Here is a 15,895-nt window from a genome sequence, read left to right on the forward strand (position 1 = left end):
ATTGTCTCTTAAAAGAGGATATGTATCTTAAGAGTATTGAGATTCATGGATTTAAATCTTTTGCCAATCGTATAAAACTTGATTTTCATAACGGAATAACAGGAATAGTAGGACCTAACGGATCCGGTAAGAGCAATGTAGCCGATGCTGTCCGTTGGGTTCTTGGTGAACAGCGTGCCAGGCAGCTTCGAGGCGGTTCCATGCAGGATGTTATTTTCTCAGGAACAGAGCTTCGTAAGCCACTTGGCTTTGCTTATGTTTCTATCACGCTTGATAATTCAGATCATGCACTTTCCATTGATTTTGAAGAAGTAACTGTTTCACGTCGCCTCTACAGGAGCGGTGAATCAGAATATATGATCAATAACAGCCCATGTCGTCTTAAAGACATCAATGAGCTTTTTTATGATACAGGTATTGGTAAAGAGGGATATTCCATCATCGGACAGGGCCAGATCGATCAGATTCTGTCTTCTAAGCCGGAAGACAGACGTAATCTTTTCGATGAAGCTGCCGGAATCGTAAAATTCAAACTTCGTAAGGAAACAGCTATCAAGAAGCTTGAGGATGAGAAACTGAACCTGACCCGTATCACAGACATCCTTACTGAGCTTGAGAAACAGCTCGAACCTTTGGAGAAGCAGTCTGAGGTTGCCAAGATCTATCTTAAGAATAAAGAAAGACTTAAGACTTTGGATGTAAACATCTTCCTTATGGACAATGAAAGGCTAAAAGGTCTCTTGGAAGATGCAAGTGAGAAACTTTCTATTGCTGAGAATGATCTTGAAGAAGTCGGAACAAGGTATGATCAGGCCAGAATTGATTATGACCAGGCTCAGGCAAGGCTTGATGAGATAGAAAAAGAAATCGAAGAAGCCAGGAATGAGATGACAAGTTCAAGTGTCCTTAAAGAAAAGCTTGAAGGACAGCTTGCTCTTTTGAAAGAGCAGATCCGTTCTGTTACAGCGAGTTCAGAGCATTTCAAAGTCAGAAAGAGCGAGATTGAAGCCGAGATTGCCAAAGCCCGTGAGGAAAAAGAAAAAGTTCTTACTACCAAAAATGGTGTAGATGAGGAAGTATCATCTCTTGAAGCTAAGAAGAAGGCTGCTTCGGATAGATATAATGAGATTCAGGATCGTGAACAGCTGCTGACAAGACAGATAGAAGAGAACAATACCAAAATCATTAATACTATAAATGAACGTGCAAATATCAAGTCTCGCCAGAGCTCTCTTTCTACAATGAAAGAACAGATCAGCATCCGTAAGGCAGAACTTACCAGCAGACTTGTACAGGCAAGTTCTGATGAGGACAAGAAGGAAGCAAGGATGAAGGAGCTTCGAGATACGTTCGAAGCTGTTAACGAAGAGATTCGTGTCCTTACCGATGAGCAGAAACAAGGAGAGGATCGTCTTGCCAAGATCAAAGAGATCTTAACAGGAAGCGATGAGAAGATAAGGCAGGCGAGAACTCTTGCTATGCAGCAAAAATCCAAACTTGATGCACTTGCTAATCTTACTGAAAGGTATGAAGGCTATGGCGGCGCTGTAAAACGTGTCATGGAGCAGAAAGATAATACTCCAGGTGTTATAGGTGTTGTTGCAGATATTATCAAAACAGATAAAAAGTATGAAACTGCTATAGAGACAGCACTTGGCGGAAGCATTCAGAACGTTGTAACCAAAGATGAGCCTACTGCTAAGAAGATGATCTCTTATCTTAAGGATACTAAAGGAGGACGTGCAACATTTCTGCCTCTTACAGCCCTTAAGAATCAGCAGGACTTTCGTAATAAAGATGCTCTAAGCGAAAAGGGTGCTATAGGACTTGCAGATGGTCTTGTAAGAATAGATGATGAATACAGGGCTGTAGCTGTGAACCTTCTTGGAAGAGTCCTTGTTGTAGACAATATGGACAATGCTACTACTATAGCCAGAAAATACGGCTATAGTATCAGAATGGTAACTCTTGAAGGTGAACTTCTCATGCCCGGCGGTGCTATATCAGGTGGTGCCTTTAAGAACTCTTCCAATCTTCTTGGCAGAAGACGTGAGATGGAAGATCTTGAAAAAGATGTTAATGCAAAGCTTGAAGAAGCAAGCAAGCTTGAAGAGGAAGTTGCAGCAGTAAGAGAAGAAAGAAATGCTCTTCGAGCAAGCCTTGAAACAACAAGACTTAAACTTCAGAACAAGTTCATCGAGCAGAACACTGCCAGACTCAACGTAGTAAGAGAAGAAGAGAAGCAGAAAGAAGAAGCTACATCTTTTGAATCATTAAAGACAGAGAGCCTTGATATTGAGAATCAGGTTGCTGATATAGAAAGACAGGAATCAGAAACCAGACAAAAGCTTGATGAATCCATTCAGACTGAGAAGGATTGTCAGAAGGCTGTTGAGGATCTTGGAAGAGAGCTGTCGGAGCTTTCTGAAACTGAAGAAGAGGCAGCATCTGAAGTCTCCAGATGGGAGATGGAGATTGCCAAGGTCTCCCAGAGACTTGAATTCCAGCAGGAGAATCTGTCAAGAATAGATGAAGAGATAATTACAAGGCAAAAAGACCTCGATGAAGTTCTTGAACACATCGAATCCTCTGAGTCTGAGCTTGAACATAAGAATGCAGAAATAGTCGAGATAGGCAAGACTATGGAAGCATCAGCAACAAGCAGTAAGGAAAATAAAGAAAAACTTGAAAAGATCCAGCATACAAGAGAAGAAATCTCTTCCAAGCAAAAGAGCTTCTTTGAAGTTCGTGAGAAGCTTGCAGAGTCCAAGTCCTCTCTTGACAGAGAAGTTAACAGGCTTACATCACAGAAAGAGAAGCTTGATTCCCAGATAGAAGGTCTTATCAATTATATGTGGGATGAGTATGAGATTACTCTGTCACAGGCTTCTTTGATGAAGGATCCGGAGCTTAACGACGCTACTGCTATGAAGAAAGAGATAGGACAGCTCAAGAATGCCATAAGGGAACTTGGAGATGTCAATGTCAATGCTATCGAGGATTATAAGAATGTATCTGAAAGGTATACATTCCTTAGGACTCAGCATGATGATCTTGTAGTTGCAGAAGAGCAGCTTCGTGTGATCATAGCAGATCTTGATGAGTCTATGAGGAATCAGTTCAGAGAGCAGTTCAAACTTATCAGTGAGCAGTTCGATAAGGTATTTAAGGAGATGTTCGGTGGTGGACACGGAACACTTGAAATCGATGATTCTGTTGATATCCTTGAAGCAGGAATCAAGATCATAGCTCAGCCCCCGGGCAAGAAGCTAGTTAATATGAATATGATGTCTGGTGGAGAGAAGGCTCTTACTGCGATCGCGCTTTTATTTGCGATCCAGAATCTTAAGCCGTCGCCTTTCTGTCTTCTGGATGAGATTGAGGCAGCACTTGATGAAAATAACGTCGTGCGATTTGCCAAATATCTGCATAAATTAAAAGATACTCAGTTCATTGTAATTACGCATCGTCGTGGTACAATGGAAAGTGCAGACAGACTTTATGGTATAACCATGCAGGAAAAGGGTGTGTCGGCACTTGTAAGTGTTAATCTCATTGATAAGGAGCTAACGAACTAGTGGCAGGATTTTTTTCAAGGCTCAAAGGTGGTCTTTCAAAAACAAGAGATAATATGGTGAAAGGGCTGGACAATGTATTCTCCGGCTATTCAGACATTGATGGTGACTTCTATGACGATCTGGAAGAGACACTCATCATGGGAGATATCGGTGTTAATGCGACAAGTCGTATTCTCGATAAGCTTCGCTCACAGGTAGAAGAGAAGAATATCCGATCTACCAGAGAATGTCGTGATCTTCTGATCCAGAACATAAGAGAACAGATGCATACTGATGAACATGCATACGATTTTGAGAATCAGAAGTCAGTTCTTTTTATCATAGGTGTTAATGGTGTTGGTAAGACGACATCTGTCGGCAAGCTTGCATCTATTTATAAGAACAAGGGCAAAAAAGTTCTCGTTGCAGCTGCAGATACCTATAGAGCAGCAGCAACAGAGCAGCTTGAAGAATGGGCTAATCGTGCAGGTGTTCCTCTTGTTAAGGGAGTAGAAGGAGCAGACCCTGCGAGTGTTATCTTCGATGCGGTTAATTCCGCCAAAGCTAAGGATATAGATATACTTATAGTAGATACCGCAGGACGACTTCATAACAAGAAGAATCTCATGGAAGAGCTTCGAAAGATGAACAAGATTCTTGACAATCATCTTCCTGAGTATAAGCGTGAGAATCTTATAGTGCTTGATGGAACAACAGGTCAGAACGCAATGTCCCAGGCCAGAGAGTTTGGTGAAGTTACAGACCTTACTGGTATTATTCTTACTAAAATGGATGGAACTTCCAAAGGCGGTATAGCAGTAGCTATCGTAAGCGAGCTTAATATACCGGTAAAATATATCGGTGTTGGTGAATCACTGGATGATCTTGAAAGATTTGAGCCACAGGAATTCGTAGATGCTCTTTTTGATATAGATCATGAAGAAAGAGTTAAGCTTGATCAGGAGATTGTTGCAAGGAAGCTTTCATCAGGTGAGATGGATAGCTCTCAACTTACAGAAGAAGAAGCTATTGATATTCTTACAAGGCACTAATTCTTTTTTATCACAGATAGAAAAGAATTATATATATATACTAGAAAGGGAACAGGATATGTCGGAAGAGAATAAGATGACCCTTGATAAGTTCGAGGAGGCTTGCGAGCAGGTCAAAAAAGTAACACTTGAGACGAAACTTATGTACAGCGATTATTTTTCGGCTCAGTCAGGTAATAAGGTATACTTAAAGCCTGAGAACATGCAAAGAACAGGTGCCTACAAGGTTAGAGGCGCTTATTACAAGATCAGTACAATGTCAGATGAGGACCGTAAAAAGGGCCTTATTACAGCATCTGCAGGCAACCACGCTCAGGGTGTTGCATATGCAGCCAGACAGTATGGCGTTCATGCAACAATTGTAATGCCGACAACAACTCCCCTTATTAAGGTTAACCGTACTAAAGCTCTTGGAGCAGAAGTAGTATTATGCGGCGATGTGTATGATGAAGCAGAAGCTCATGCTAAGAAACTTGCCAAGGAGAAGGGATATACATTCGTTCATCCTTTTAACGATCTTGATGTAGCAACAGGTCAGGGAACAATTGCTATGGAGATCTTCAAAGAACTCCCAACTGTAGATTATATCCTTGTACCTATTGGCGGCGGCGGACTTGCAAGTGGTGTCAGCACTCTTGCTAAGCTTCTCAATCCTAAGATCAAGGTAATAGGTGTTGAGCCTTCAGGCGCAGCCTGCATGAATGCATCACTTAAGGAAGGCAAGGTTGTAACACTTCCCGGAGTTAATACAATAGCTGACGGTACAGCGGTTAAGACTCCCGGAGACAAGATCTTCCCATATATTCAGAAGAATATAGATCAGATCATTAAGGTTGATGATGAGGATCTTGTAGTAGCTTTCCTTGATATGGTTGAGAACCATAAGATGGTAGTAGAGAATTCGGGTCTTCTGTCTGTAGCAGCACTTAAGCAGCTCAGATGCAAGGACAAGAAGGTTGTATGTGTCCTCTCCGGTGGCAATATGGACGTCATTACAATGTCTTCAGTTGTTCAGCAGGGACTTATCAGAAGAGACAGAATCTTTACAGTATCAGTTCTCCTTCCTGATAAACCGGGTGAACTGTCCAGAGTATCAGGAGTTATAGCCGAACTTGGTGGCAATGTAATCAAGTTAGAGCACAATCAGTTTGTATCAATAAACCGCAATGCTGCTGTAGAGCTGCGGATTACACTTGAAGCCTATGGTACTGAGCACAAGACCCAGATCATACAGGCGCTTGAGGAAAAGGGATATCGTCCCAGACTGGTTACTACCCAGATCTGAGGTATTCTTTCAAAGGTAGGTTTTTCCTATGACTAAGAGAAAAAACTTATCAAGACTATTAAAATGTTATTTGTTGATCACGGTCGCTTCCTTTCTCTACGGCATCGGTACGGCCATCTTTAGTGATCCTAATAATATTGCTCCCGGCGGATTTACCGGTGTAGCTATTGTACTTAACAGAATCGTACCTCTTGGTACAGGTGCATGGTTCCTTATTCTTAATATCCCTATTCTTGTATTGGGTACCTGGAAGTTTGGATGGCACTTTATATGTTCGACGCTGTATGCAACGGGTATGATATCGTTTTTTACCGATTTTATCGCAAGATATGGCAAGGCTTTTATAGTACATGATATGGTCCTTGCTTCGGTATTTGGAGGCCTTATGGCCGGAGTATCCATGGCGATAATATTCCAGCAAGGTGCTACAAGTGGCGGTTCTGATATAATTATTAAGCTCCTTAGACTTAAGTATCCGCATATCAAGACCGGTGGCCTTTTGTTTATAACAGATATCTTTGTAATATTTTTTGCTACACTTGTTATTAAAGATATACCTGCTTCGCTTTATGCATTTATTACTGTGTTTATTAATGGTATCGCTTTGGACAAAGTTCTGTATGGCAGTGATGAAGCCAAGCTTCTTTTCATCATATCCGACAGACATGCATCTATCACCAGAAGGCTTCTTAAGGAGCTTGATCTTGGCGTAACACACGTATATGGTCAGGGAGCCTTCTCTGGCAAAGACAAGAAGGTTATCATGTGCGTTGTAAGAATGAGAATATCGCCTCAGGCTCAGGAGATTGTCAAAGAAGAGGATCCTGAGGCATTTATGATCATCACATCTGCTACCGAGATCTATGGCGAAGGATATAAGAGCTACTTTGATGACAAAATCTGAAATAGCAGCTTAGATGCGCATCTATATTTTGAGAGATGTATTTCTATTCTTGTAGGATAATACTCTAAAAAAGGGGAGACATATGGCAAAAGGCAGAAATAGAAGATTAATACACGCAGCAGTTACAACACAGAATATCATCTCGATCATTCTGCTAAGTCTTATTGCTATTGTGACTTTGACTTTTTCTATTGCCATACTCCTTAGAAATGCAGCTCTTCGAAAAGAAAATGAAGCCTATAAGGCTCAGCTGGATTCTATTCAGGAAGAAGGCTATTATACTGTGTCTGAGACAGATGAGATGGTATCACAGGCTTATGAAGGCGGATATGACCTGGCCAGGCAAGAGGTACTTGATTCTGTCCAGAAACAGCTTGAATCAGGAACAGGCATCACTACTACAGTGAGAAGCCTTTTTCCTGATCAGATTCTTATTGCCAAAGACGGAAGATATTATTTCATTCCTATCGACAGATCACTTTCTCTTAATTCATTCACAGATACTGATTTTGCCAAAAACAGCTCAGGAGTTCTTGAATACAAAGGCTCTAATGCAGCTGTTCTTGGAACATTTGGAATAGATGTATCCAAATTCCAGGGAGAGATCGACTGGGAGAAGGTAGCGGACAGCGGCGTAGAGTATGCATTTATACGAGTTGGCAACAGAGGAACATCTACAGGCAAGATAGTAGAAGATGAATACTTTGAAGCTAATATCAAAGGTGCTATAGATGCCGGCATAGAAGTTGGTGTATATTTCTATTCATCCGCAGTAAATGACGAAGAAGCCTTGGGAGAAGCCAAGTTTGTACTTGATGCTATAAAGCCTTATGAAGTAACTTATCCCGTTGTTATAGACGTAGAGAGACCTGAAGGCTCTGATTACAGGACTCAGAATGTCACTCAGGATCAGATGACAGGCATCGTAAGAAAATTTTGCGATACAGTTAAGGATTCAGGCTATACACCTATGATCTATGGCAATAATGAAACTTTTGCACTTATGCTCAATATGGCTGAAGTTGAAGATATCGATAAATGGGTAGCATTCTATAATGTTCCTTTGTACTTTCCTTATGAGTTCTCGATATGGCAGTATTCGGCATCTGGCAAGATAGATGGTATCAAAGGTGAAGTTGACTTTAATATCTGCGTGCAAAAAGGATGGTAAGCTTTGATGGCAGAAGAATTCGACCCTTCAGTAGAATATGAGCAGAAAGGATATCTAAACTGCGATTTTCGTCTTTTTCATATAGATGAGAACAAGGCTATAGATACACCCTGGCACTATCATGATTTTGACAAGATAGTTTTTTTCTTAAGGGGCGATGTCAGATATGCGGTAGAAGGCCGTGAATATGAACTTCGTCCTTATGATATCGTTATAGTTCCTCATCATAGTATTCACAAAGTTACTGCTTCTAAAGAAGAAGGGTATGAGCGTTATGTGCTGTATCTGAAGCCTGAAACACTTGTTCGCCTTGGAAGTACTGAAGAAGTAACTATTCATGAAGGCAAAAAGCTGTCCGGCAATTCCAAAGATCACGACCTTGGGCTATGCTTCGACATGACTTCAAAGACAAGGACCAATCTCATACACTTTGATGCCGGGATCACGTCTGAACTTCTGGAGAAGTTCAGAACACTGGAAGAAGTGATAAAATCTGAAGAGCAGCTCTACTGTGCCGGACTTAGGATTCATGTAGAACTTATACAGCTTCTTATAGGGCTTAATGAAGCATGCTACAAGAACCCTGATTCTTTTATGGAGAAGGCAAGGTATAATCGAAAGGTCATCGACATTATCGACTATATCACGCAGCATCTTGGAGATGATCTGTCTATAGACAGGATCTCTGACAAGTTCTATATAAGTAAGTATCATATGATGCGCATATTCAAGGCTGAGACCGGATATAGCGTACATCAGTATATCATGGAAAAAAGGATCCTGAAGGCCAGGGACCTTATAATATCCGGAGAGCCTGCCATGACTGCGGCTATAGAATCGGGATTTCGCGACTATTCATCTTTCTGTAAAGCCTTCAGAAAAGCTACAGGCAAGCTTCCGTCTGATTATGTTACAGATATCTGATTTCCTTTAATTTTAGAAAAAACACAGGGTCAAGAAAAAATACTTGACACCCATGCCCCGGTCATGTATTATAGTCAATGCATGTATTTGGGCATGTATTTTTTTGTGCATGGATCAAATGGCTTTATAGACTACTTACGATATAGTGTATGGCTGAGGTGTTTACATGAGCGATGTCGGCAAGATCATAGAGCAGGGCATGTTGTATGATTTCTATGGAGATCTTCTTACTGCCCATCAGAAAGAAATATACGAAGATCTGGTTTACAATGATATGTCGCTCAATGAGATAGCACAAGAGTACGGAATCAGCAAACAGGGTGTACATGATCTGATAAAGAGATGCACACAGACGATGCAGGGCTATGAAGACAAGCTTCATATGATCGCAAGGTTCAATTCAATAAGAGCCGATGCACAGAAGATGAAAAATATAATTGATAATGCTGCAGAGGATTTTCCTGACAGAAATGAGATCCGCAGATTGTCAGACCACATAATAGAGGAACTTATCTAATGGCTTTTGAAAGCTTATCTGATAAACTACAAAATGTATTTAAGAAACTTCGCGGCAAGGGTCGTCTTACAGAAGATGATGTCAAGATAGCCCTTAAGGAAGTTAAGATGGCTCTGCTTGAGGCTGATGTCAGCTTTAAGGTTGTAAAGCAGTTCATAGCTGCTGTACAGGAGAGAGCGGTCGGCGAAGATGTTATGAACGGCCTTAATCCGGGGCAGATGGTCATCAAGATCGTTAATGAAGAGATGATCAGACTTATGGGTTCTGAAACTACTGAGATTCAGTTCAAACCCGGTAAGGAGATAACTGTTATCATGATGGCAGGTCTTCAGGGTGCTGGTAAGACCACCACCGCTGCCAAGATAGCAGGCAAGCTCAAGTCCAGGGGTAAATTCCCGCTGCTTGTAGCCTGTGACGTATATCGTCCCGCAGCTATCGAACAGCTGCGTGTTAACGCCCAGAAGCAGGTTGTTGACTTCTATGAAGAAGGTACAAACGTATCACCTGTTGATATAGCAAAACATGCCATAGACTATGCGTCAAAGAATAACAAGAATGTTGTTATCCTTGATACAGCAGGACGTCTTCAGATTGATGAGAACATGATGAATGAGCTTATCAATATCAAGAAGGAAGTCGATGTATTCCAGACAATCCTTGTTGTAGATGCAATGACCGGTCAGGAAGCTGTTAATGTTGCTTCTGAATTCAATGAGAAGGTCGGCGTTGATGGCATAATCCTTTCTAAGCTGGATGGCGATACCAGAGGTGGTGCTGCGCTTTCAACAAGAGCAGTTACAGGCAAGCCTATTCTTTATGTTGGTATGGGAGAGAAACTTTCAGATCTTGAACAGTTCTATCCTGACCGTATGGCTAACCGAATCCTGGGAATGGGAGATGTGCTTACTCTTATCGATAAGGCTGTTGAAGCCAATAAAGAGTCCGATATGGCTGCGGAAGCAGATATGGCTGCACGTCTCAAAAAGGGTAAGTTCGATTTCGAGATGTATCTTGAAAGTATGAAGCAGATGCGTAAGCTTGGCGGACTTGGAAGCATTCTTTCAATGCTCCCTGGTGGCAATAAGATAAGCGCTGATCAGCTTCCTGATGAGAAAGAACTTGCCAGAATGGAAGCAATAGTTCTGTCCATGACACCTGAGGAGAGACGTAATCCTAAGCTCATGAGCCCTTCAAGAAAGAAGAGAATTGCTGATGGCTCAGGTAATGATATTGCAGTGGTTAACAGATTCATTAAGAATTTTGAGCAGTCTCAGAAAGTTATGAAGCAGCTTGGTGGAATGAAAAAAGGCAAGCACGGCGGCTTCGGTAATATGATGAATATGGGACGTATGCTTGGCGGCAATAATAAATTCTTCTGATGCATTTGTTATTATCACTAAGGCTATGGATCATTTAAATAGCTTTATGAATACAGAGTTTGAAACAGCCTATAATAATGGACTGATTTTCATATAGTTAAAGCCTTTAACCGGCTTTAACCCCAATAACTATTTTATTTTTATTTTATCTAATGGAGGATATTAGAAATGGCAGTAAAGATCAGATTAAAGAGAATTGGTAAGAAGAAGACACCTTTCTACAGAATCATCGTAAGTGATGCAAAGGCTCCTGTACAGGGTAAGTTCGTTGATGAGATCGGAACATATGATCCTAACACAAATCCTGGAACAGTTAAGGTAGACGCTGAAAAGGCTCAGAAGTGGCTTTCAAATGGTGCTCAGCCTACAGATACAGTAGCTAAGATCTTCAAGATGGCAGGAGTTCACAAGAACTAATTCCAAGTTGAAGTTCCTAATGCTTAGAAGACAACGATAGCCGGAGGTGGACATCACTATGAAAGAATTAGTCGAGGTAATCGCAAAGGCTTTAGTCGATAATCCGGGAGAAGTTGTTGTTACCGAGAAGGACGACGGCCGTAACGTAACTATTGAGTTACACGTTGCTGCTTCTGATATGGGTAAAGTAATTGGTAAGCAGGGTAGAATAGCAAAAGCAATCCGCTCTGTAGTGAAGGCAGCATCTACACGTGAAGACAAACACGTTGATGTTGAAATTGTCTGACAGTATAACCATTTACAGCTTCCGGGAGCTAAATGAATTTGCCTTCCCATGGACTTTTTTAAATAAGTCTGTGGGAAGATTTTATTTTTAAGAACTATATGAGGTTAACTATGGATTTCCATGTTATGACTCTTTTTCCGGAGATGGTATCACAAGGCCTTTCTACAAGTATACTTGGAAGGGCTATGGAAAAGAATCTTATATCTCTTGAATGTATCAACATAAGAGACTATTCTGCAGATCAAAAGCATCACAAGGTTGATGATTATACATATGGCGGAGGCGCAGGTATGTTAATGCAGGCACAGCCTGTATATGATTGCTACAAGAACCTCGAAAGCCGCATAGATCCCCAACACACCAAAAGAGTAATATATGTAACACCACAGGGAAGCGTCTTCAATCAGCAGATGGCTATGGAATTTGCCAAAAGCGATGATCTTATTTTCCTATGTGGTCATTATGAAGGGATTGATGAAAGGGTTCTTGAAGAGATAGTTACAGACTATGTATCTATCGGAGATTATGTTCTTACCGGCGGTGAACTTCCGGCCATGGTCATGATCGATACTATATCAAGACTCGTCCCGGGGGTTCTGAACAATGATATCTCGGCTGAGACAGAATCTTTTACAGATGGGCTTCTGGAATATCCCCAGTATTCAAGACCTGAAGAATGGATGGGTAAGAAAGTTCCGCCGATCTTGCTCTCAGGAGATCATAAGAAGGTAGATGAGTGGCGACTTATGATGTCCCTTGAAAGGACCAAAGAAAGACGCCCCGAGCTATATGAAGCCTGGATGGCTGCGCATCCACCTAAGCCGCCTAAAAGGCGCAGAAAGCGCAGGAAAAATACTACAGCAGTGGATGGCACTGCGGATACTACAATAGATAGCATTAAGGTTAATAATGCTGATAATGTGGAAGTTGTTCAGAATTCCGGTAATACGAATTTTGAAGATGTAAGTAGCAATGATCTAGGCAAATAAAAGGAGAAGATATGCCATATACACAGAAATTCCAAGTTGGTGTAATTGCATCTACCCATGGAATACGAGGAGAAGTTAACGTATTTCCGACAACTGATGATCCTAAGCGTTTTAAGCTTTTAAAAGAAGTGACTATGGAAAGTGAGCGTGAGGGAGCAGTTCTTCTTCATGTACAGAGCGTCAGATTCTTTAAGAAGTTTGTTATCGTCAAATTCAAAGAATATGATGATATCAACCAGGTGGAAAGATTCCGCGGCAATATACTGACTGTTCCAAGGGAGCAGGCTGTTAAGCTTGAAGAAGGCGAATATTATATTCAGGATCTTATAGGTATTGACATAGTCGATGAAGATGGCAATAAGCTTGGTAAGCTTATCGATGTACTTCAGACAGGTGCCAATGATGTGTATGAGATGGAGAGAGCTGATGGCGGCCCTAATGTTCTCATTCCGGCTATCAAGCAGTGCATTCTTGATGTTAATATCGACACCAATACTATGAAGATACATGTAATGGACGGACTTATGTAAATTTGCAATATATAAATATCCTTATTTTGGATTGTATTTGTACTTCTAATACGTTCTTATCTGGGACTGTAGATGTATTTATAATATATCCTTTTGGGGCTGTTTATATATTTAAAAATATAAAGAAAAGCTTAGTTAAGTATGGTTCAAGATCCTCTTTAGATTTTGACTGTAATTGCCGATATCTTTAAAGGCGTGGTCTGTTATTGCTATCAATACAGCTTAGAGCTTTTTCTTAAAACTGTAATAAGTGATGACAGCTTATTATCATATCTAGTGTACTGGCTCATTCATATTTGATTAAATATGAACGAGTCAGTACACTAGATCAGTAACACAAACTTTATCATAATTCAGGAGGCTATGATGATTGATTATACCGAAGGATCAGGACTGCAGTATCATATTGGCGTAAGTTCTGAAATGGTAGGAGAGTATGTTATTCTTCCCGGAGATCCGGGACGTTGCGAGAAGATCGCAGCATTTTTTGAAGATGCTAAGAAAGTCGGACAGAACCGTGAGTTTACTACTTATACAGGAATGCTTGCAGGACATAAGGTAAGCGTAACTTCTACAGGTATAGGCGGACCTTCCGCAGCTATCTGTATGGAAGAGCTTGCCAGATGCGGTGTTAAGACCTTTATCAGAGTTGGTACATGCGGTGGTATGCAGACCAATGTTTTGGGCGGTGACCTTATCATCGCAAACGGCGCTGTAAGAATGGAAGGAACAAGTAAGGAATATGCTCCTATCGAGTTCCCTGCAGTAGCTGATTTTGAAGTTACAAGAGCTCTTGTTGATGCTGCTGAAGCCAAGGAATATCCTTATCATGTAGGTGTTGTAGAATGTAAGGATTCATTCTATGGACAGCACGAGCCTGAGAAGAAGCCTGTATCTTATGAGCTTGAGAATAAGTGGAAAGCATGGATGAGATGCGGAGTACTTGCTTCCGAGATGGAGTCTGCTGCGCTTTATACTGTTGCGCCAATACTTAAGGTTAAGTGCGGAACTATCCTTCTTACAGTAGCTAATCAGGAGAGAGCTAAGCTTGGTCTTCCTAACCCTCAGGTACATGATACCGGCAAGGCAATAGAGATAGCAGTAGATGCTATCAAGCGCCTTATTGAGAGTGAAGATAAGAAGTAATGATCTTAGAAAAGAATCAAATATCTAAGACCAAATCTAAGATTCCTAGAAAAGATATAAATATCTAAGACGAAGACTAATGATCTTAGAAAAGATATAAATGTCTAAGACAAAGACTAAGGATCTTAGAAAAGATATAAATATCTAAGATAAAGATCAAAGAATGATCAAAGACTTAAGTAAAAATATAACCGAAAAATATAAACGATATGTTGACTATCGAGTGCTATATGTGTTATTATACTTAAGTTGCAATAAATAGACGGTCCTCTGTTGCTGGTTTACCGAGGGTAAGCAGACATGGCATTATAGAACGTCCATTATAAGGAGATACAATTATGACAATTATTGAAGAACTCGAGAAAGAGCAGCTGAACGCTAACGCACCTAAGTTCGAAACTGGTGATACTATTAAGGTATACGCTAAGATCGTTGAGGGTGAGCGTACAAGAACACAGGTTTTCGAAGGAACTGTTAAGAAGATCCAGGGTGGTTCAAACCGCGCTACATTCACAGTTCGTAAGATCGCTTACGGCGTAGGCGTTGAGAAGACATGGCCTCTTCATTCTCCACTTGTTGAGAAGGTTGAAGTTGTTCGTAAGGGTAAGGTAAGACGTGCTAAGCTGAACTACCTTGTTGGACTTACAGGCAAAAAGGCTAAGGTTAAGGAAGCTAAATAATCTTTTCTTGATTGTCAAGAACGCAGGCAGCCACAGTCGCATATGCGATTGTGGCTGTTTTTTTATTACTGACTCAAACGTATGACACTCAATGCGGAGTTTTATTAAAGACCAATTATTAAAATCCAACCTTTATCCAATGTTTATTTATATACAATCCCTTTCTTCTGACAAAAAGAGAGGGATTTTTTTATAAGCAAAAGTCAGTTAAGATCAGCTTACTTCCTACAAGAGGCATATTTGTGGTAAAATAAAATGAGTGCTTGTTCACGAGACGTTTAAGGGCGTGATGATGCATGGACTTATAGCGATGCTATAAGTAGCGAATTTCGTAGTAAGGCAGGATCAGTATATGGCATTCAGGCGAAGAAGGAAGAATGAATTTCATCTTGTATATGACAACAATAAGAAAAAAATAACACCCCAGATCATACGAGAGGTTCTGTCATGGGTGTTTTATACAGTGGTTGCCATCGTTATAGCTGCTATGCTTGTATATGGTTTTGGCAAGAATGTTGAGCTTGTCGGAGATTCTATGGAGCCTAGCCTTTATTCCGGACAGGAAGTCCTTATTAATAAAGTTTCAATGTATCTTACAGGTCCCGGCAGAGGCGATATCATAGCTTTTCTTCCCAATGGCAATACCAATTCTCATTATTATGTCAAAAGAGTTGTGGCGATGCCCGGTGAGACCGTTCAGATCATAGATGGAGCTTTGTATATAAATGGAACTGAGCAGGTGGGCGATTCGGATGCCTATGACAAGATGGAAGAAGCAGGAATAGCAGCAAGCCCTATAAAGCTTGGCTCAGATGAATATTTTGTTCTTGGTGATAATAGGAACAGCTCGGAAGACAGCAGAAGTGCCAATATCGGAATTGTAAAAGAGAGCTGGATCCTTGGCACTGCCTGGTATGTATATGGCGGAGAGCAGGGCACTTCAGGTTTTATTGGCAATGATTATGAAGATTAAATTCTTGAATATATAATTTAAGGATTTATCAGATATAAAGGTTATATCGACTTGGTCGATAAGCCAATCTGACTACTGAATCATG

The 15,895-nt window shown here is 40.8% G+C and carries 15 protein-coding genes; all 15 read left to right on the forward strand.

The window, feature by feature from the left end:
- The first annotated feature begins 20 nt into the window (after positions 1-20).
- The 15 genes from smc (at position 21) to lepB (ending at position 15,810) form a co-directional block, all read left to right on the forward strand.
- Entirely contained in the window at positions 21-3,578 is a 3,558-nt protein-coding gene (gene smc / locus BMX21_RS00635; RefSeq protein ID WP_092040063.1) for a chromosome segregation protein SMC, read from the forward strand.
- A 53-nt stretch (positions 3,579-3,631) separates the two neighbouring features.
- Positions 3,632-4,609 (forward strand): signal recognition particle-docking protein FtsY, encoded by a 978-nt coding sequence (gene ftsY, locus BMX21_RS00640; RefSeq protein WP_207637972.1) that lies wholly within the window; start codon positions 3,632-3,634, stop codon positions 4,607-4,609.
- Between the two features lie 58 nt (positions 4,610-4,667).
- A complete protein-coding gene (gene ilvA, locus BMX21_RS00645; protein WP_022754448.1) occupies positions 4,668-5,894 on the forward strand; it encodes a threonine ammonia-lyase in 1,227 nt (408 codons plus the stop codon).
- A 28-nt stretch (positions 5,895-5,922) separates the two neighbouring features.
- The gene (locus BMX21_RS00650) at positions 5,923-6,798 is read left to right on the forward strand and encodes a YitT family protein (protein WP_022754447.1); all 876 of its coding nucleotides are present in this window, start codon (positions 5,923-5,925) and stop codon (positions 6,796-6,798) included.
- Between the two features lie 82 nt (positions 6,799-6,880).
- A complete protein-coding gene (locus BMX21_RS00655; RefSeq protein WP_092040067.1) occupies positions 6,881-7,969 on the forward strand; it encodes a glycoside hydrolase family 25 protein in 1,089 nt (362 codons plus the stop codon).
- Positions 7,970-7,975: 6 nt separating this feature from the next.
- Entirely contained in the window at positions 7,976-8,893 is a 918-nt protein-coding gene (locus tag BMX21_RS00660; protein ID WP_092040071.1) for an AraC family transcriptional regulator, read from the forward strand.
- Positions 8,894-9,059: 166 nt separating this feature from the next.
- On the forward strand, positions 9,060-9,410 hold the full coding sequence (gene ylxM / locus BMX21_RS00665; RefSeq protein ID WP_092040075.1) for a YlxM family DNA-binding protein: 351 nt from the start codon (positions 9,060-9,062) through the stop codon (positions 9,408-9,410).
- The gene (gene ffh, locus BMX21_RS00670; protein WP_022758147.1) at positions 9,410-10,789 is read left to right on the forward strand and encodes a signal recognition particle protein; all 1,380 of its coding nucleotides are present in this window, start codon (positions 9,410-9,412) and stop codon (positions 10,787-10,789) included. The genes ylxM and ffh overlap by 1 nt, the downstream gene beginning before the upstream one ends.
- A gap of 168 nt (positions 10,790-10,957) precedes the next feature.
- A complete protein-coding gene (rpsP, locus tag BMX21_RS00675) occupies positions 10,958-11,206 on the forward strand; it encodes a 30S ribosomal protein S16 (protein WP_022754442.1) in 249 nt (82 codons plus the stop codon).
- Between the two features lie 58 nt (positions 11,207-11,264).
- The gene (locus tag BMX21_RS00680; RefSeq protein ID WP_022758146.1) at positions 11,265-11,492 is read left to right on the forward strand and encodes a KH domain-containing protein; all 228 of its coding nucleotides are present in this window, start codon (positions 11,265-11,267) and stop codon (positions 11,490-11,492) included.
- A 110-nt stretch (positions 11,493-11,602) separates the two neighbouring features.
- Positions 11,603-12,481 (forward strand): tRNA (guanosine(37)-N1)-methyltransferase TrmD, encoded by an 879-nt coding sequence (trmD, locus tag BMX21_RS00685; RefSeq protein WP_092040079.1) that lies wholly within the window; start codon positions 11,603-11,605, stop codon positions 12,479-12,481.
- 11 nt (positions 12,482-12,492) lie between these two features.
- The gene (gene rimM / locus BMX21_RS00690; RefSeq protein ID WP_022754439.1) at positions 12,493-13,011 is read left to right on the forward strand and encodes a ribosome maturation factor RimM; all 519 of its coding nucleotides are present in this window, start codon (positions 12,493-12,495) and stop codon (positions 13,009-13,011) included.
- A gap of 366 nt (positions 13,012-13,377) precedes the next feature.
- Entirely contained in the window at positions 13,378-14,157 is a 780-nt protein-coding gene (gene udp / locus BMX21_RS00695) for a uridine phosphorylase (RefSeq protein WP_092040082.1), read from the forward strand.
- A 338-nt stretch (positions 14,158-14,495) separates the two neighbouring features.
- Positions 14,496-14,837, forward strand: coding sequence for a 50S ribosomal protein L19 (gene rplS / locus BMX21_RS00700; RefSeq protein WP_022754436.1), 342 nt, complete (start codon positions 14,496-14,498; stop codon positions 14,835-14,837).
- 352 nt (positions 14,838-15,189) lie between these two features.
- Complete coding sequence (gene lepB, locus BMX21_RS00705; RefSeq protein WP_027204028.1) at positions 15,190-15,810, forward strand: signal peptidase I; 621 nt, start codon at positions 15,190-15,192, stop codon at positions 15,808-15,810.
- Positions 15,811-15,895: the final 85 nt, after the last annotated feature.

This window comes from Butyrivibrio sp. TB (assembly GCF_900110805.1).
Taxonomy (GTDB): Bacteria; Bacillota; Clostridia; order Lachnospirales; family Lachnospiraceae; genus Butyrivibrio; species Butyrivibrio fibrisolvens_C.